This window comes from Kitasatospora sp. NPDC114501 (assembly GCF_055633695.1).
Genome location: NZ_JBVKDS010000008.1, coordinates 292,402 through 309,600 on the forward strand (window position 1 = coordinate 292,402; position 17,199 = coordinate 309,600).

Annotated in this window: 14 protein-coding genes and 1 pseudogene; 8 read left to right on the forward strand and 7 right to left on the reverse strand. The window is 73.7% G+C overall.

Annotated elements, in window-relative coordinates:
• Positions 1–278 precede the first annotated feature (278 nt).
• Entirely contained in the window at positions 279–2,093 is a 1,815-nt protein-coding gene (gene thiC / locus ACZ7RU_RS17415) for a phosphomethylpyrimidine synthase ThiC (protein ID WP_470341790.1), read from the forward strand.
• A gap of 342 nt (positions 2,094–2,435) precedes the next feature.
• Here thiC and ACZ7RU_RS17420 read toward each other — a convergent pair whose 3' ends face one another.
• Complete coding sequence (locus ACZ7RU_RS17420) at positions 2,436–2,822, reverse strand: VOC family protein (protein ID WP_470341791.1); 387 nt, start codon at positions 2,820–2,822, stop codon at positions 2,436–2,438.
• A gap of 178 nt (positions 2,823–3,000) precedes the next feature.
• Here ACZ7RU_RS17420 and ACZ7RU_RS17425 point away from each other — a divergent pair, with 178 nt between their 5' ends.
• The gene (locus ACZ7RU_RS17425) at positions 3,001–3,927 is read left to right on the forward strand and encodes a LysR family transcriptional regulator (RefSeq protein WP_470341792.1); all 927 of its coding nucleotides are present in this window, start codon (positions 3,001–3,003) and stop codon (positions 3,925–3,927) included.
• Positions 3,928–3,972: 45 nt separating this feature from the next.
• Here the strand turns inward: ACZ7RU_RS17425 and ACZ7RU_RS17430 are convergent, their stop codons facing one another.
• Positions 3,973–4,809, reverse strand: coding sequence for a helix-turn-helix transcriptional regulator (locus ACZ7RU_RS17430; protein WP_470341793.1), 837 nt, complete (start codon positions 4,807–4,809; stop codon positions 3,973–3,975).
• 101 nt (positions 4,810–4,910) lie between these two features.
• Between ACZ7RU_RS17430 and ACZ7RU_RS17435 the strand changes: the two genes are divergently transcribed.
• Positions 4,911–5,507 carry an NADPH-dependent FMN reductase gene (locus ACZ7RU_RS17435; protein WP_470341794.1) on the forward strand — a complete coding sequence of 199 codons (597 nt, stop codon included), beginning with the start codon at positions 4,911–4,913 and terminating at the stop codon, positions 5,505–5,507.
• A gap of 70 nt (positions 5,508–5,577) precedes the next feature.
• A pseudogene (locus tag ACZ7RU_RS17440) lies at positions 5,578–6,246 on the forward strand (aldo/keto reductase); the annotation flags it as partial.
• A 64-nt stretch (positions 6,247–6,310) separates the two neighbouring features.
• Here ACZ7RU_RS17440 and ACZ7RU_RS17445 read toward each other — a convergent pair.
• The 5 genes from ACZ7RU_RS17445 to ACZ7RU_RS17465 all read right to left on the reverse strand — a co-directional run bounded on the left by ACZ7RU_RS17445 (position 6,311) and on the right by ACZ7RU_RS17465 (position 11,986).
• Positions 6,311–6,874, reverse strand: a complete 564-nt coding sequence (locus ACZ7RU_RS17445) for a hypothetical protein (RefSeq protein WP_470341795.1) — start codon at positions 6,872–6,874, stop codon at positions 6,311–6,313.
• Positions 6,875–7,242: 368 nt separating this feature from the next.
• Positions 7,243–7,824, reverse strand: coding sequence for a hypothetical protein (locus ACZ7RU_RS17450; RefSeq protein WP_470341796.1), 582 nt, complete (start codon positions 7,822–7,824; stop codon positions 7,243–7,245).
• 209 nt (positions 7,825–8,033) lie between these two features.
• A complete protein-coding gene (locus ACZ7RU_RS17455; protein WP_470341797.1) occupies positions 8,034–8,939 on the reverse strand; it encodes a hypothetical protein in 906 nt (301 codons plus the stop codon).
• Between the two features lie 260 nt (positions 8,940–9,199).
• Complete coding sequence (locus ACZ7RU_RS17460) at positions 9,200–10,138, reverse strand: metallophosphoesterase (RefSeq protein WP_470341878.1); 939 nt, start codon at positions 10,136–10,138, stop codon at positions 9,200–9,202.
• A 690-nt stretch (positions 10,139–10,828) separates the two neighbouring features.
• Positions 10,829–11,986 (reverse strand): LacI family DNA-binding transcriptional regulator, encoded by a 1,158-nt coding sequence (locus ACZ7RU_RS17465; protein ID WP_387759635.1) that lies wholly within the window; start codon positions 11,984–11,986, stop codon positions 10,829–10,831.
• A gap of 342 nt (positions 11,987–12,328) precedes the next feature.
• Between ACZ7RU_RS17465 and hisC the strand changes: the two genes are divergently transcribed.
• The 4 genes from hisC (at position 12,329) to ACZ7RU_RS17485 (ending at position 17,195) form a co-directional block, all read left to right on the forward strand.
• Positions 12,329–13,408, forward strand: coding sequence for a histidinol-phosphate transaminase (gene hisC / locus ACZ7RU_RS17470; RefSeq protein ID WP_470341798.1), 1,080 nt, complete (start codon positions 12,329–12,331; stop codon positions 13,406–13,408).
• 363 nt (positions 13,409–13,771) lie between these two features.
• A complete protein-coding gene (locus ACZ7RU_RS17475; RefSeq protein WP_470341799.1) occupies positions 13,772–15,175 on the forward strand; it encodes an efflux RND transporter periplasmic adaptor subunit in 1,404 nt (467 codons plus the stop codon).
• Between the two features lie 8 nt (positions 15,176–15,183).
• A complete protein-coding gene (locus ACZ7RU_RS17480; RefSeq protein ID WP_470341800.1) occupies positions 15,184–15,987 on the forward strand; it encodes an ABC transporter ATP-binding protein in 804 nt (267 codons plus the stop codon).
• Positions 15,984–17,195, forward strand: a complete 1,212-nt coding sequence (locus ACZ7RU_RS17485; protein WP_470341801.1) for an ABC transporter permease — start codon at positions 15,984–15,986, stop codon at positions 17,193–17,195. The genes ACZ7RU_RS17480 and ACZ7RU_RS17485 overlap by 4 nt, the downstream gene beginning before the upstream one ends.
• The last annotated feature ends 4 nt before the right edge of the window (positions 17,196–17,199 follow it).

Sequence of the window (17,199 nt, forward strand, 5' to 3'; positions counted from 1 at the left end):
AGGCCCGGCCCCCTTCCACGAGGGGCGCCGGGCCTCGGCCGTTCGCCGGTGGCCCACGCGGTGAGACGGCCGGGCAGGCGGGCCGGGAGGCGCTCTGGACCTGCGGCGATCCGCTCGCTACGGTGTTGGGCGTCGTGTGCAGGCAACACCGCCTGCGACGCGGGAGCTCGGAGCACCGGGCTGAGAGGGCGCTGACCGGGACGTCGACGGACGGACCGACGGCTGCGTCGACCGCAGGAACCTGACCGGGTAATGCCGGCGTAGGGAGTAGAGGTCAGATGACCACGTTCGAAGCACAGCCGCAGTCTGCCCAGGGCACCCCCAGCAGCGAGCGCACCGGCTACCCGACCCCGGCCTGGCGCAAGGCCCACCGCGAGGGATCGCGCCCCGACCTGCGCGTCCCGTACCGCGAGGTGCGGCTCACCAACGGCAGGACCGTCCCGCTGTACGACACCTCCGGCCCGTACACCGACCCGTCCTACGAGCCCGACGTGCGGCGCGGCCTGCCCGCGCTGCGGGACCCCTGGATCCGCCAGCGCGGCGACGTAGAGGAGTACGACGGCCGCGAGCCGCGTCCCGAGGACGACGGGATCAAGCACACCTCGCCGCGCGGCGGGAACCTGCGCAACCTGGACGCCGTCTTCCCCGGCCGCCCGCGCCGTCCGCTGCGCGGCCGCGACGGCGTCGCCGTCACCCAACTCGCCTACGCCAAGCGGGGCGTGGTGACGCCGGAGATGGAGTTCGTGGCGCTGCGGGAGGGCCTCGCGCCCGAGTTCGTGCGCGCCGAGGTGGCCCGCGGCCGGGCCGTCATCCCGGTCAACGTGAACCACCCGGAGGTGGAGCCGGCCATCATCGGCACCAACTTCCTGGTGAAGATCAACGCCAACATCGGCAACTCGGCCGTCACCTCCTCGATCGAGGAGGAGGTGGAGAAGATGACCTGGGCCACCCGCTGGGGCGCCGACACCGTCATGGACCTCTCCACCGGCCGCAACATCCACACCACCCGCGAGTGGATCCTGCGCAACTCCCCGGTGCCGATCGGCACCGTTCCGCTGTACCAGGCCCTGGAGAAGGTGGACGGCAAGGCCGAGGAGCTGAGCTGGGAGGTCTACCGGGACACCGTCATCGAGCAGTGCGAGCAGGGCGTCGACTACATGACCGTCCACGCCGGCGTGCTGCTGCGGTACGTCCCGCTCACCGCGCGCCGCAAGACCGGCATCGTCTCGCGCGGCGGCTCGATCATGGCGGCCTGGTGCCTGGCGCACCACCGGGAGAACTTCCTCTACACCAACTTCGAGGAGCTCTGCGACATCCTCGCCGCCTACGACGTCACCTTCTCGCTCGGTGACGGGCTGCGCCCGGGCTCGATCGCGGACGCCAACGACGAGGCGCAGTTCGCCGAGCTGAAGACCCTCGGCGAGCTCGGCCGGATCGCCCGCGAGCGGGACGTCCAGGTGATGATCGAGGGCCCGGGCCACGTCCCGATGCACAAGATCAAGGAGAACATGGATCTCCAGAAGGAGATCTGCGACGAGGCGCCGTTCTACACCCTCGGCCCGCTGACCACGGACGTCGCCCCCGGCTACGACCACATCACCTCGGGCATCGGCGCCGCGATGATCGCCTGGTGGGGCACCGCGATGCTCTGCTACGTGACCCCCAAGGAGCACCTGGGCCTGCCCAACCGGGACGACGTCAAGACCGGCGTGATCACCTACAAGATCGCCGCCCACGCCGCCGACCTGGCCAAGGGCCACCCCGGCGCCCAGGCCTGGGACGACGCCCTCTCCGACGCCCGCTTCGAGTTCCGCTGGGAGGACCAGTTCAACCTGGCCCTCGACCCGGAGACCGCCCGCGAGTTCCACGACGAGACCCTCCCCGCCGAGCCCGCCAAGACCGCCCACTTCTGCTCGATGTGCGGCCCGAAGTTCTGCTCGATGAAGATCAGTCAGAAGATCCGCGACGAGCACGGCGACGGTTCCACGGCCGTCTCCACCGAGTTCGACGCCGAGGCCCTGGCCGGCATGGCCGAGAAGTCCGCCGAGTTCGCGGCCCAGGGCAACCGGGTCTACCTCCCGCTCGCCGACTGAGGCAGGAGCCTGGCACCTGAGCGCCGCCCCGAGAGGTTCGCTTCTCGGAGCGGCGCTTCGGCGTTCCCGCTCCGGGAGGCTGCACGCCGACCTCGGCGCCTACGACTCCCAGTACGTCGCCCTGGCGGAAGCCCTGGGCGTACCACTGCTCACCAGCGATGCGAGGCTCGAACGCGGCGGTGCGGCGAGGTGCGAGATCGAGGTCTTCGCCTCGCTCCACCCCTGACTGACACAGCCCCGTGCGGTGGCGCCCCGGGAGGCGTGGCCTTCCGGGGCGGTGTCGCGCCGGAGGTCGGTGGGCCCGCCCCGGCCCAACCCCGTGGGGCCGGGGCGGGAGTCTGGTCAGGCGGTGGCGTCCTGGGGGTACCAGCGGAGTTCGACCGTGTTGCCGTCCGGGTCCTGGACGTAGACGGAGGTGGCGGTGCCGCGGGCGCCGTAGCGGGGGACGGGGCCTTCGAGGACGGTGAAGGTGCCCGCGTCGATGACCTCCTGCCAGTCGAGGGGTTCGACGGTGAGGCAGATGTGGTCGACGTTCGACTCGTTCCTGGGGCCCTTGGCCAGGTCGATGACGGTCTCGGGGCTGACGCGGACGGACGGGAACGACACCCGGCCGGCCCGCCACTCGTCGACCCGTACGGGGGCCAGGCCGAGGAGGCCGGTGTAGAAGGCCAGCGAGCGCTCGACGTCGGCGACGTTGAGGACGAGGTGATCGAAGGCTACGACGCGCATGGTGGGCACCTTCCGGATGCGGGGGAGAAGGGCGGGTAGGGGCACGGGGCGGTCGGCGCCGGCGGGTTCCCCGCTCGGCCGGTGACGTGTTCAACGATCCCCTGGTCCGGGCGTGGGATCAATGCGCGATCACCGTACGATCGTTGAGCCGGATTCAACGATCGAGGGGTGGGGCGGGATGCTGGAACGGCTGGAGGCCGAGGTCTTCCTCACGCTCGCCGAGGAGCTGCACTTCGGCCGGACCGCCGAGCGGCTGCACCTGACCACCGGGCGGGTCAGCCAGGTGGTGAAGAAGCTGGAGCGCCGGATCGGCGGTCCGCTCTTCGACCGCACCAGCCGGTCGGTCGGGCTCACCGCCGTGGGGCGGCAGTTGGCCGACGACCTGGTCCCGGTGGTGGCGGCGATGGCGGAGGCGCTGCGCCGGGCGGAGGACGCCAGCCGGGGTGTCACCGGGGAGCTGCGGGTGGCGTTCCTCGGGGAGTGGACGGCGCCGGTGCTGCTCAAGGCGGCCGCGCTGTTCGGCGAGCGGCACCCGGAGTGCCGGGTGGACGTGCGGGAGGTGCAGCTCTCCAGCTCCCGGGCCAGCCTGGTGGACGGCTCGATCGACGTGCTGATCGCTTCCTACCCGTTCGACGGCATGGCCCGCGGGCCGGTGCTGCTGACCGAGCGGCGGGTCCTGGCGGTGGCCGCCGGGCATCCGCTGGCCGTGGAGCCGTCGGTGTCGGTCGAGGTGCTCGCCGACCACCCGGTGGTGCAGTACCCGGCCGTCACCTCGGTGACCTTCAGGCGCGACCGCACCCCCGACCGCACCCCGTCGGGCCGACCGGTGCCCAAGGGGCCGTCCGGCAGCACCTTCTCCGAGATGCTCAGCCTGGTCGCGATGGGCCGCGGTGTGCTGCCGGTCGGCGAGCACTCCCGCCGCTACTACCCGCGTCCGGACGTCGCCTACGTGCCGATCCACGACGCGCCGCCGATCGAGCGCGGACCGGTCTGGATGGAGGGCAACACCACCGCCCGGGTCCGCGCCTTCGTCCGGGCGGCCGCGGACGCCGCCGGGGTGCGGGCCGACGGGGCGGCGCCGCCGTGCGTGGCGCCGGCGGGGTGACGGTGCGGCCGGGGCGACCGGTGCGGCCCGTCGCGAAGGCGGTCGTCAGGAGATCGCGCGCAGCCGGACCGGCCCCGGGGTGAGCAGCCGGTCGAGGTGGGCGGCCGTCTCCTCGTCGGCGGGGAGCAGGACGAGGAGCTGCTGGGCGTCGTCGGGGAGGTCCAGGGTCTCGCGCAGCAGCCGCAGTTCGGGGCCGGACGGGTGCCGGAGGCGGAGCGGGCCGCGGCGGGGGACGAGGTGGTTGCCGAGTCGGCGGGTGAACTCGGGGCCGGCGGTCTGGGCGAGTTCGGTGCTGAGCCACTCGGCGGATTCGACCGAGGGGCCGAGCCAGATGTCGAAGGCCTGTTCGTCGGCGATGTCGTCCCAGTCGGCGAAGAGCGTGCGGGCGCGCGGGTCGGTGAAGACGTAGCGGGTGAGGTTGGGCGCCGGGGTGTCGAGCAGTCCGGCGGCGCCGAGCACGGTCGCGTAGCCGCTGGTGTGGGCGAGGACGTCGCCGAGGCGGTTGGTGACGGCGGCGATGCCCGGTTCGAGCAGGCGCAGCGTCTCGCGGACGGTGGGGCGCAGTTCGCGCGGGGCCGGCGCTGGCCGGGTGCGGCCGGCGCACGCGCCGCCGGTGATCTTGGTGAGGTAGCGCAGGTGGTTGCGCTCTGCGGGGTCGAGGCCGAGGGCGTCGGCGAGGGCGTTGACCACGGCGGTGGAGGGGTTGCGGTCGCGGCCCTGTTCCAGCCTGGTCAGGTACTCGACGCTGATGCCGGCCCGGACGGCGAGGTCGGAGCGGCGCAGGCCGGGTGCGCGGCGGCGGCCGTGGTCGGGCAGGCCCAGCGTCTCGGGCTGGATGCTGTCCCGCTTCGCGCGGATGAAGTCCCCCAGTGGTGTGCCCATGTGACGAGCGTAGGGCTGATCACCGCGCGGAGGGTGGCCCTGCGGGGGCCAGCCTGGACACGGCCTGGTCGGGACCGTGCGGCGGGCGGAGGGTGGTGGCCATGGAGACGAACACGCACAAGATGGTGATCATCCTCGGCAGCGTCCGGGAGGGCCGGTTCGGTCCGGTGGTGTCCTCGTGGGTGGCCGAGCAGGCCGCCGCGCACGGGGGCTTCGAGATCGAGGTGGTGGACCTCGCCGAGGTCGAGCTGCCGCTCGGACTTCCCGCCGCCTCACCGAAGTTCGCGGGTGACGACTACCCGCGCCCGGCCGGGATGGCGAAGCTGACCGAGGCCCTGGAGGGCGCCGACGCCTTCGTCGTCGTCACTCCGGAGTACAACCACAGCTACCCGGCCTCGCTGAAGGCCGCGATCGACTGGCACTTCACCCAGTGGACGGCCAAGCCGGTCGCCTTCGTCAGCTACGGCGGCGCGGCCGGCGGCCGGCACGCCGTGCTGCACCTGGAGAACGTGCTGACCGAGCTGCACGCGGTGACCATCCGGGACGGCCTGGCCTTCCCGAACTACTTCACCGCCTGGTCGGACGGCCGCCCGGACGACCCGCAGGCGCCCGGCTACGCCAAGGTCCTGCTCGACCAACTGTCCTGGTGGGCCGGTGCGTTGAAGGCCGCGCGGGCCGCCGCGCCGTACCCGGCGTAGTCGCGGAAGCAGAGGGTCGGAGCACCCGGAGAAGGGGGAGGACGATGGACTACCTGAAGCCGGCCGGTCCGGGCTGTCCCGGCGGGCGGTCCTGGAGCAGGTGGACGGCTCGCTGGCCCGCCTCGGCACGGACCACATCGACCTCTTCCAACTGCACCGCTTCGACCCGGCGACGCCGGTGGAGGAGACGGTGGCGGCGCTGCGCGAGGTGGTCGAGGCGGGGAAGGTCCGGTACGTCGGGGTCTCCTCGATGTGGGCCTGGCGGTTCGCGGAGCTGCGGCACGCGGCGGCCGTGGCGGGCGGCCCGCCGTTCGTGTCGATGCAGCACCAGTACAGCCTGGTGCAGCGGGAGGAGGAGCGGGAGATGTTCCCGTTCCTCGCCGACCAGGGCGTGGCCAGCCTGGTCTGGTGCCCGCTGGCCTCGGGCCGGCTGGCCCGGCCGTACGGGCAGGGCACCACCCGCTCGGCCGGGGACCCGGTGGCCGGACGGTTCTTCGCGGACGTCGACCGCCCGATCGTGGACGCCGTCCAGCGCGTCGCGGAGGCCCGCGGCGTCCCGATGGCGCGGGTGGCGCTCGCCTGGGTGCTGCGCAACCCGGTGGTGGCCGCCCCGGTCGTCGGTGCGACCCGGCCGGACCACCTGGACGACGCGGCGGCCGCCCTCGGCCTCGGTCTCACCGACGCCGAGGCGGCGGCCCTGGAGGCCCCGTACACGCCCCGGCTGCCCACCGGTTTCTGAGGTTCCGAGGCTTCCGAGGCACCTGACGCCTCTGAGGCATCTGAGGCCTCCGAACCGCGACGGCTCAACTCGCCGTGCGCCGACGGTAGTAGTGCACGGTGAGCGCGGCGAGCAGCGGGCCCCAGGCGGCCAGTGGCAGGTAGCTGGCCCAGAACACGACGGTCTGCCAGCCGTGGGTGATCAGCCCCAGGTCCCGGTCGCCCCGGATGGTCAGGCCGAACGAGAACATCACCATCGCGTACGGGAAGACCATCAGCGCCGCCGAGCCCAGTCCGGCCGGGACCACGGCGGCGAGCACCGGGACCGGGCGGCCGCCGAGGACGGGGACCCAGCGCGGCCAGACCTCGCCCCAGCGGGCGACCAGGCCGAAGCAGAGCAGGGCCAGCCCCTCGCTGACCACGCTGAGCGCGAGGATGTACGCCCAGCCGCCGTCGAACGAGCCGGCGGCCCGGTCCGGGGGCGTCGGGCCGTGTTCGAGCAGTGGCAGGTCGAGGATGAAGCCGCCGATCCGCCAGAGGCAGGAGGGCAGGACGGCCAGGCTGATCGCGTACCCGGTCCGGACCGCCCAGCGGGGCACACCCGGTACGGGGGTGCCGTGCAGTCGTGCCGCGATCGTCCGTGCGCCCATGGTTTCCGCCTCCCGACTGGGCGGACGCCGTCCGTCCGCCACCGGTACCGACCCTCCCGGAGAACGCCGGCGGGGGCGTCCTCACCCGGGCCGAATCCGGGCCGGACCCGCTCCCCCGGGCGAGGGAGCGGGGTGCGCCCGGCGGTCGGCGTCGGCGGCGGTCGGCGTCGTACCCGGGTATGACGCGGGTCCGGCTCCCCGGTGCGACGACCGGCCGGGTCACGGCGCGGGATGGTGGCGGTGCGGCTGACGTACGGTCAGAGGCCGTCCACGGCTGGGGGTCCTGCCGCGGCAGCGGTCTGAGACGGTGCCGGTGGTCTGAGACGGTGCCGGTGGTCCGGAACGGCGGCCGCGGTCCTCACTCCGGGTCAGGGCAGCAGCAGCCCCCAGGGCACGAACACCAGCCCGGCCAGCAGCAGGACGCCCAGCCGGACCCGGTCCGCGGTGGTGGCGGCGGCCAGGGCGGCCCGCTCCCGCCGGGCGCCGGCCGCGGCGACGGCGGCCGCCCCGAGCGCGAACAGCGCGAGCAGCTGGACGGCCAGCCAGACCACCGGGCGGCCGAACAGGACCGGGCCGGGGGACATCGCGGCGGTGAGCACCAGGAAGAGCAGGTAGCCGAGGGCGCCCAGGCCGGCGGCCGTTCCGGCGAGGGCGGCCCAGCGGGCGGCCCGGGGCAGGGCGGCCGGGCGCGGGCGGCTGCGCGGGCGGCGGAGGGCGCCGGTCAGCGCGTAGCCCGCGAAGCCGGTCAGGCAGAGCAGGGTGGCGACGGCCTCGAACCAGGTGGACTCGTACCAGGGGAGCGGGTCGGGTGCGCGGCCCAACGGCGCGGCGCCGGACGGTCCGGCGGTGGGGAGCAGCACCGGCAGGGCCACCAGCAGGACCGCCAGCAGGGCGGTGACCGGCGGCAGCGCCGGTCCGGTGCGGGACGGTCGGACGGATCCGGTGCTCATCGCTGGTCTCCCCCGGGCGTTCTCCTCTGGTGGGTCCAGCCTGGCGGACGGCGCGGTTCGGGGCGATGGTGGCGGCACCCGGACCGGGGGTGGGGATGTCCCCCGGAAGGGGCCGCCGAGCTGGGTGAACGCCGACCTGGGGAACGCCGGCCCGGGACCGCGGGCCCGGGACCGCGGGCCCCGGAGCGCCGGCTCCCCGAGCGCCGGGCTCAGCGCACCTCGTCGGGCCCGGTGAAGTCGGGCGGCGTGTACCCGGGCCCGGTGAAGTCCGGCGGGGTGAAGGTGGCCGGGCGGGCGGTGCGGCCCTCGGGGTCGGTGAGCCCGTCGGGCCCCGGGCTGGTGAACGCGGGCGAGGTGTACCCGGGGCTGCTGAAGTCGGGGCTGCTGAAGTCGGGGCCGGGGGTGTCGGGCCCGGCGGTGTCCTGGCCGGTGGCGTCCTGGCCGGTGGTGTCGGGTCGGGCCGCCGTGCCGGGCACCGGCGGCAGCGAGTCGAGCAGGTACGGGACGAGGCCGCGCTCGCGCAGGGCGGTGCGCCACTCGCCGTGGGCGTCGCCGAGTTCGGCGGCGAGCTCCGGGTCGGTGCCGGCCGGGGCGCTCGCGGGGCCGTCGCGCAGGGCGGTGAGCAGCAGCCCGATGATGCCGATGGCCATCGCGGCGACCCCGGCGGCGAGCGCCACCCAGCCGGCCGTGATCAGGGAGCCGGCCAGCGCCGGGTCGGGGTCGGCGGCGCGCAGCAGGTAGCCGATCAGCAGCAGGAACAGGGCGGCGGCCCAGGCCAGGATCGGGGTGAGCACGGTGAGGACGGGGAAGAGCCCGGCGCCGCCGCTCCCGGAGCGCAGCTGGGTGAGCAGCCCGGGGGCGACGGGTTCGCTGCCGGGCGGCGGCGGGGGCGTGCTGTGCAGGCTCTCGCGCAGCCGGGTGTAGTGGGTGTACTCGGTGGCGGCCGCGGCGTTGACGCGGTCGGCGTCGCGCAGCGCGCGGATGCGCAGTTGGTCGCTGGTGAGCGCGCCGGGGGCGCGCAGGGCGGTGAGGACGGTGCGGTCGCGCAGGGCTTCCGTGAGGAGGCGCTCGTACTCCGGGCGGTCCTCGGCGAGCAGTGGCGGGGGGTTGGACATGGGGACCCCGTTCGTGCGGACCCCGTTCGCTCCGCCCCGGGGGCGCGCGGCCCTCAGGACGCCGAAACGGGCGCGGAGGCGGGCCGCCGGACGGGCGGCCGGGTGTGGTGTGCCTCATGGTAGGGGCGGGCGCGCCCGGGCTGACAGTCGGTTTCCGGAATTTCGCGCCCCCGGACGCGCGCGTGCGACGACCCGAGCGCCGGGAACAACTGTTCTATGACGATGGTCGGTTGACGATCGGTCGGTGGTTCGCGGACGCCTCAGTCGATCGGCAGCCGGGCGACCAGCAGCCGTCCCTCCATGGTGACGCCGCCGTCCATCGCCACCGCGAGGTCGTCCGCGTACACGTACGGCCCGGGGATGTGCGGCGGCTGGCCGTCGTCGTTGTGCACGGCGCCGGTGAGGTACGGGATGGGGCTGTGCCCGTGCACGATCCGGCTGCCGCCGTAGGTGTCCAGCAGCTCGTGGACGGCCAGCGGGCCGGCGTCGCCGCGGAAGGCGAACCGCTTGGTGAAGCGGCGGAAGCAGTCCCACCACTCGTCCACGCTGCCGTCGGCGAGCAGTCCGTGCACCGCGTCGTTGACGTCGGGGATGGACTCGCCGTACTCCAGGTACGCGGTGGTGTCGGAGTGCAGCAGCAGGTGGCCGTCCTCCAGCGCGATGGCGGGCAGCCGGGAGAGCCAGCTGATGTGGTGCGCCTCCAGCCGGTCCAGGTCGTTCTGCTGGCCGCCGTTGAGCCGCCAGGCGGCGAGGAAGGAGGCGGTGCCGGCGGTGGACTGGACGGGCTCGTCGCCGTACCTGGCGGCGCCGAGGAAGAGCAGTTCGTGGTTGCCCATCAGCGCGCGGCAGTAGCCGCCGGCCGCGGCGGCCTCGGCGGCCAGCTGCATGACCAGGTCGATGACGCCGATGCCGTCGGGGCCGCGGTCGGTGAAGTCGCCGAGGAACCAGATCCGGGCGCGGCCGGCCGACCAGTGGCCCTCGGCGTCGATCAGGCCCTGGCCGTGCAGCGCGGCGCGCAGCTCCTCCAGGTAGCCGTGCACGTCGCCGACGACGTAGACCGGGCCGGGGGGCTCGCCGGGGCCGGGGGCCGGGTACGGGTAGGTGGGCACGGCGGGGTCGGGCAGCGGCGGGCCGAGCTCGATGGTCGGCGGGTCGTCGCGGCCGTCGAGCTGGAGCGCCGGGGAGGGCTGGTCGGGCAGGGTGGGCTCGTAGCCCTTCTGCTCCTGGCCGTCGTAGCCGCCCTGGTCCGGAGCGTCGTAGCCGTTCTGTTCCCGGCCGTCGTAGCCGCCCTGGTCCGCGCCGTCGTAGCCGTTCTGCTCCCGGCCCTCGTAGTTCGGCCGCTCCTCGTACCCGGTGCGGTCCTCGTACCCGGCACGGTCCTCGTATCCCGGGCCCTCCTCGTAGCCGCCCTGTCCCTGGTTCGAGAAGGCCGGGGTCTGGTCCAGGCCGACCCCCTGGGCGTGCACGGTGTGGCCCTGGCCGTCGGCGGGCCAGTGCTGCTCCAGGTAGCGGGCTCCGCCGTAGCCGCTGTAGGTCTCCCCGTCGTACGTCCCCCCCTCGTAGGACGGGGCGGGGTAGCCGGTCGCGGGGTCGGGTTCGTAATAGGTGCCGTACGGCAGCACGTCGAGGTCCGGCTGGTGGCGGGGGCCCGAGTGGGGGTGCTCGGGCCCGGGGAAGCGGTCCTCGGGTGTCATTCGCCCATCATAGGAAGACCACTCTCCCGGCGTCGTCACCTGGTGGGTATCCAATCCTCCGGAGCGTCAGCCGGGCGGTCCCGCAAGGTCCGTTTTGTCCCGGCTGGTACGGTCTCGTCAGCTCTGGTCGCCTGCTCGTCACGGCCCTCGGCCCGCTCCCCGCGGGCCGGTCCCGAGCCGGGAGGGCGCAGTGGTCTACACCTCGCCCGGGGCCCGGGGCGGGCTGACGGTGGTGCGCGGACTCCGGCGCTGGGAGGACGCGCGGACGATCAGCTCGGTCGGCATCAGGGTGCCCGGCGGCGGCCCGGTGCCGGCGGTGCGGAAGCGCGGCGGGAAGAGCCGGGCGATGTCGACGCCCGTCCCCGAGTCCACGCCCTCGATCGCGTCGATGAGCAGGTTGACCACCGTGGTGCCGATCTTGCGCGGCTTGAGCGAGAGCGTGGTGATCGGCGGTTCGGTGGCCGCGTAGACGTCGCTCTCGCTACAGCAGACCAGCAGCAGGTCGTCCGGCACCCGCAGGCCGTACCGGCGGGCGGCGGCCAGCAGGTCGGTGCCGTTGGGGTCGAACAGTCCGTAGACGGCGTCCGGCCGGTCGGGGCGGGCGAGCAGCCGGTCGGCGGCGACGGCGCCGGCCGCCGGGTCGTGCGCGGGGTAGGTCTCGTACACTGGCTCCTGCCCGACCTTGGCGCACCAGCCGAGGTACGCCTCGGTGGAGAGCCGGGTGTAGGTGTCGGTGCTGGTGCCGGTGAGCAGGCCGATCCGGCGGGCGCCGGCCTCGGAGAGGTGGTCGAGGATGCCGAGCACGGCGGCCTCGTGGTCGTTGTCGACCCAGGCGGTGACCGGGCAGTTGCCGGGCTTGCCGTCGCTGACCACCGGGACGCCGGACCGGTACAGCTCGCTCACCAGGGGGTCCTGGTCGGGCGGGTCGATCACCACGGTGCCGTCCAGGGCGATGTTGCCCCAGACGTCGTGGCGGGAGGAGGCGGGCAGCACCACCAGCGCGTAGCCGCGGCCCAGGGCGGCGCTGGTGGCGGCCCGGGCCATCTCGGCGAAGTACGCGAACTCGGTGAAGGTGAACGGCTCTTCACCGTAGGTCGTGACGGTCAGCCCGATCAGGCCGGACCGTCCGGTGCGCAGGGTGCGGGCGGCCGCGGAGGGGCGGTAGCCGAGGCGCTCGGCGACCTCCCGCACCCGGCTGCGGGTCTCGTCGGGCAGGCGGCCCTTTCCGTTCAGCGCATCGGAGACAGTGGTGATCGACACTCCGGCGGCTGCTGCCACATCCCGGATGCCGGCCCGTTCCAGACGCCTTGAGGTGGTGGGACGCCGACCGCTCTGGTTGGCTGCTGCTGTCATGGCGGACCGATCGTATGGCTCCTGACAAGGGTCTGTGACCGGCGCATCGGGAGCCCGTGGAGATACGTTTCTCCAAGAGTGAGCCGGGGTGCGCCCCTTCGATACCCGCCTGAAACCAGCACTCTTACCTCTGACATGTGCCAAAGGAACCGGGCAGAATGGCTGATCTGCGCCTGTAACCCGGCCGGGCATCTCACTCCTACGGGTGAGGGCGGTCGGTATCGTGCAAGGCACCCGACCGGGGTGGTCCGGGTGCGACACGAGGTCCCGGGCACGGAGGCGAACCCGTCCGTGGCGGGCGAGCGCACCGGAGAGTTCCGCAACTGGAAACGGAGTACGACCGTGAGCAGTGGTACGTCAGCGCAGGGCCCGCGGCTGCGGCCGACCCTCGACGGCATCCCCACGTACAAGCCCGGCAAGCCGGCCGGCGCCGACGCCTACAAGCTGTCCTCGAACGAGAACCCCTACCCGCCGCTGCCCGGCGTGCTGGAGACGGCGGTCACCGCGGCCGGTTCGTTCAACCGTTACCCCGACATGGGCGTCACCGAGCTGACCTCGGTGCTCGCCGAGCGCTTCGGGGTGCCCGCCGAGCACATCGCCACCGGCACCGGCTCGGTCGGCATCGCCCAGTCGCTGGTGCTCGTCACGGCCGGCCCGGGCGACGAGGTGATCTTCGCCTGGCGCTCCTTCGAGGCGTACCCGATCGTCGCCACGGTCGCCGGGGCCACGCCCGTCCCGGTGCCGCTCAAGGCGAACGGCGACCACGACCTGGACGCGATGCTCGCCGCGATCACCCCGAACACCCGGCTGATCTTCGTCTGCAACCCCAACAACCCCACGGGCAACGTGATCCACCGCGCCGAGCTGGAGCGCTTCCTGGACGCCGTCCCGGGCGACGTCCTGGTCGTGGTGGACGAGGCCTACATCGAGTTCATCCGCGACCCCGAGGTGCCCAACGGCATCGACCTCTACCGGGACCGCCCGAACGTCTGCGTGCTGCGCACCTTCTCCAAGGCCTACGGCCTGGCGGGCCTGCGGGTCGGCTTCGCGATCGCGCACGAGCCGGTGGCCACCGCGCTGCGCAAGGTCGCCACCCCGTTCGGCGTGAGCCAGCTCGCCCAGAACGCCGCCGTCGCCTCGCTGCGCGCCGAGGAGGCGCTGCTGGTGCGGGTGGAGGCGCTGGTCGAGGAGCGCACCCGGGTGGTGGCCGGGCTGCGCGCCCAGGGCTGGGAGATCCCGGACTCGCAGGCCAACTTCGTCTGGCTCTGGCTGGGCGAGCGCTCGCAGGAGTTCGCCGCCGCGTGCGCCGAGGCCGGCGTGGTCGTGCGGCCGTTCCCGGAGGGCGTGCGGGTGTCGATCGGCGAGGCCGAGGGCAACACGATCTTCCTGTCGGTGGCGGAGGCCTTCCGCAAGTCGCTCTGACCTCTCGTTCTGACCTCTCGTTCTGACCTCTCGTTCTGAGCTCTTGCTCTGACCTCTTGCTCTGGCCTTTCGCTCTGGCCTTGCTCCGAGCTCTCGCTCGGGGCCCCGCAGGGGCGCGTCGGATCTCCGGCGCGCCCCTGCGGCGTTCCGTGTGGCTCCTCCTTCCGCGGCTCCTCGCACGTTCTCCCGGAAGGCTGTGGATCACTGGGAGCCCGCTGGGAGTTCGGCCAACGGCCGGCCACGGAGCGGCCAAGGCGCCGACGGAGGACGGGGCATCCGCCCGGAATGCCCGGATCCGGCCGGTCAGTCTTCTCCCAGCCGGTGCCCAGGACTCCGCAAGAGCCCACCGGGAAGCTGTCCGGCATGAAGGTGCTCCCACGGCGGCGAGGCGCCGTCCTCGTCAACTCCGCGCTCGGCGTGGCCCTGCTGGGCGGTGCCGCCCTGGTGTACGCCACGGTCAGCGGCAGCTCCGGACCGGCCGCCGCCAGGCCCGCGACCCGTACCGCGACGGTGTCCAAGGGCACCGTCCTGGCCACCGTGTCCGGAACCGGCACCCTGGTCTCACCGACCGACGCGGCCCAGGACTTCACCACCGGCGGCCGGCTCACCGAGGTCAAGGTCGCGGTCGGGGACGCCGTGAAGAAGGGCCAGGTGCTCGCCACCGTCGACACCACGGCGGCCCGGCAGCAGGTGGACGCGGCCGAGGCGGCGCTCACCACCGCCGAGGCCAACCTCGCCAAGGCCCAGGCCGGGGTCACCACCACGACCACCGAGCCGCTGCCGGGGGCCGGCTCCGGGGCCGCCACCCCCGGAGCCGGCAGCGCCGGTGGCGCTCGCGGGGCGGGCGGGAGCGGGGCGGGCGGGAGCAGTACGCCCGCCCCGCAGACCACCACGATCACCACCACCAAGGTCGACGACGCGGCCGTGGCCCAGGCCCAGCAGCAGGTCACCACCGCGCAGACCAACCTCGCCAACGCCCGGGCGGCGCTGGCCGGGACCACCCTGACCGCCTCGGTGGACGGCACCGTCGCCTCGATCGCCGGCAAGGTCGGCGACACCGTCGGGGCCACCGCCTCCGGCTCCTCCTCCACCGGCAAGTCCACGGGCACGGCCACGAGTCCGACGGCCGCCCCGAGCGGCTTCATCGTGCTCACCAACCCGACCGGGATGCAGGTCACCGCCAACTTCTCCGAGCTCGACTCGCTCAAGCTGAAGAAGGGCGAGGCGGCCACCGTCACCCTGAACGCCCAGTCGGACACCAAGCTCAACGCCACCGTCCTGTCCGTCAGTTCGCTGCCCAGCGGCAGTGGCGGCAATGGCGGCGGTGCGGGCTCCGCAGCCGTCCAGTACGCGGCCACGCTCCAGCTCGGCGGCGACACCAGCACGCTGCGCACCGGCCTGAGCGCCACCGTCCAGGTGATCACCGGCGAGGCCGACAACGCGCTCTCGCTGCCCACCTCCGCCCTGTCCGGCACCGGCGCCTCGCGCACCGCCACCCTGGTGCGGCCGGACGGCGCCTCCGAGCGGGTCACCGTCGGCGTCGGGGTCGAGGGCGACAGCACGGTGCAGGTCGTCTCCGGGCTGAAGGAGGGCGACAAGGTCGAACTCCCCACCACCAGCGGCGGGAACGGCTTCCCGAACGCCTCCTTCCCGGGCCTCGGCGGCAACCGGGGCTCCGGCGGCGGCTCGGTCTTCCCGGGCGGCGGCGGGTCCGGCGGTGGCGGTGCGGCCGGCGGTGGCGGGGCCGGTCGCGGCGGCAGGGGCTGAGGCCGGTCATGCGTCACGTCATCGACAAGCGCGTCCCGGCGCACCCCCTCCCGGTGATCCGGATCCGCCGGCTCACCAAGGCGTACGGGCACGGCGACGCCACCGTGCACGCGCTGCGCGGCCCGTCCGACCCCGCGAGCGGCGAGCCGCTGGGTGTCGACCTCGACGTCGAACAGGGCGACTACGTCGCCGTGATGGGCAGCTCGGGCTCAGGAAAGTCCACCCTGATGAACATCCTCGGCTGCCTGGACGTCCCGACCTCCGGCCGCTACCTGCTGGACGGCACCGACGTCGGCCACCTGGACGAGCGGCAGCTCGCGCTGGTGCGCAACCGCAGGATCGGCTTCGTCTTCCAGTCCTTCAACCTGGTCCCCCGCACCACCGCCCTCGCCCAGGTCGAGCTGCCGCTCGCCTACGCGGGCGTCCGCACCGCCGAACGGCGCCGCCGGGCGATGGCCGCGCTGTCCCTGGTCGGGCTCGCCGACCGGGCCGGCCACAAGCCCAACGAGCTCTCCGGAGGCCAGCAGCAGCGCGTCGCGGTGGCGCGGGCGCTGGTGACGGCGCCCGCGATGCTGCTCGCCGACGAGCCGACCGGCAACCTCGACAGCCGCTCGACGGAGGAGGTGCTGGCGTTGATCGACGGGCTCAACGCCACCGGCCGCACGGTCGTGCTGATCACCCACGAGGACGAGGTCGCCCGGCACGCCAAGCGGGTGCTGCGGCTGGTGGACGGGCAGATCGTGAGCGACCTCCGGCAGGCCCCGGTGGAAGGCCCGCCGCCCGCCCTCCACGAGGCGGAGGTGCCGGCGTGATCCTCTGGCAGACGCTCCGCTTCGCGGTCGGCGGCTTGGCCGCCAACAAGGTGCGCTCGGCGCTCACCATGCTCGGGGTGCTGATCGGCGTGGCCTCGGTGATCCTGCTGCTGGCGGTCGGCAACGGCTCGTCGGTGGCGGTGAAGGAGTCGATCACCTCGCTCGGCACCAACGCGCTGACGGTCAGCTCCGGTTCGGCGAGCGGCGGCTCCCGCGCCGCCTCCTCGGTGAAGAAGCTCACGGTCGCCGACGCCAAGGCGCTGGCGAGCGGCTCCTCGGCCGACGCGATCAGGTCCGTCGCCCCGGTGGTCACGACCGGCGGGACGGCGCTCTACGGGAACATCTCGTACAACCCGGGTTCGATCGTCGGCACCTACCCGTCGTACTTCGAGACCGCCAACCAGAAGGTCGCCCACGGCGAGTACTTCACGGACGACGATGTGCTCGCCTCGCGCAAGGTCGCGGTGCTCGGCGCGACGACGGCCAAGCAGCTGTTCGACACCGAGGACCCGGTCGGCCGGGCGGTCGTCCTCGGCGGCACGCCGTTCACCGTGGTCGGCGTGCTCCAGGCCAAGGGCGGCAGTGGCTTCACCGACCCGGACGACGTGGTGATCGCCCCGCTCCCGACGGTGCAGAACGCCTTCACCGGCTTCGGCCCGGTCAACCAGATCCTGGTGCAGGCCGCGTCCGCGGACAGCACCGTCCGGGCGCAGTCCGAGATCACCCGCGTGCTGCTCGGGACGCACGCCATCGCCGACCCGGCCAAGGCGGACTTCCGGATCACCAGCCAGGCCTCGCTGCTCACCGCCCGGGAGAGCACGACCAGGACCTTCACCGTGCTGCTCGGCGCGGTGGCGGCGATCTCGCTGCTGGTCGGCGGGATCGGGATCACCAACATCATGCTGGTGACGGTCACCGAGCGGACCAGGGAGATCGGCATCCGCAAGGCGCTCGGCGCCCCGCGCGCGGTGATCCTCGGGCAGTTCCTCACCGAGTCGACGCTGCTGTCGGTGATCGGCGCGGGGCTGGGAGTCGCGGCCGGGATCGCCGGCTCGCACTTCAGCGTCGTCGGCATCAGGCCGGTGGTGATCCCCGAATCGGTGCTCGGCGCGTTCGCCATCGCCGTCGCCATCGGGCTGTTCTTCGGCAGCTACCCCGCCAACCGGGCCGCCTCACTGCGGCCGATCGACGCCCTCCGGCACGAGTAGGAGA

Coding starts and splice junctions, on each gene's coding strand:
- thiC (WP_470341790.1), top strand. CDS start 279: ATGACCACGTTCGAAGCACAGCCGCAGTCTGCCCAGGGCACCCCCAGC.
- ACZ7RU_RS17420 (WP_470341791.1), bottom strand. CDS start 2,822: ATGCGCGTCGTAGCCTTCGATCACCTCGTCCTCAACGTCGCCGACGTC.
- ACZ7RU_RS17425 (WP_470341792.1), top strand. CDS start 3,001: ATGCTGGAACGGCTGGAGGCCGAGGTCTTCCTCACGCTCGCCGAGGAG.
- ACZ7RU_RS17430 (WP_470341793.1), bottom strand. CDS start 4,809: ATGGGCACACCACTGGGGGACTTCATCCGCGCGAAGCGGGACAGCATC.
- ACZ7RU_RS17435 (WP_470341794.1), top strand. CDS start 4,911: ATGGAGACGAACACGCACAAGATGGTGATCATCCTCGGCAGCGTCCGG.
- ACZ7RU_RS17445 (WP_470341795.1), bottom strand. CDS start 6,874: ATGGGCGCACGGACGATCGCGGCACGACTGCACGGCACCCCCGTACCG.
- ACZ7RU_RS17450 (WP_470341796.1), bottom strand. CDS start 7,824: ATGAGCACCGGATCCGTCCGACCGTCCCGCACCGGACCGGCGCTGCCG.
- ACZ7RU_RS17455 (WP_470341797.1), bottom strand. CDS start 8,939: ATGTCCAACCCCCCGCCACTGCTCGCCGAGGACCGCCCGGAGTACGAG.
- ACZ7RU_RS17465 (WP_387759635.1), bottom strand. CDS start 11,986: ATGACAGCAGCAGCCAACCAGAGCGGTCGGCGTCCCACCACCTCAAGG.
- ACZ7RU_RS17475 (WP_470341799.1), top strand. CDS start 13,772: ATGAAGGTGCTCCCACGGCGGCGAGGCGCCGTCCTCGTCAACTCCGCG.
- ACZ7RU_RS17480 (WP_470341800.1), top strand. CDS start 15,184: ATGCGTCACGTCATCGACAAGCGCGTCCCGGCGCACCCCCTCCCGGTG.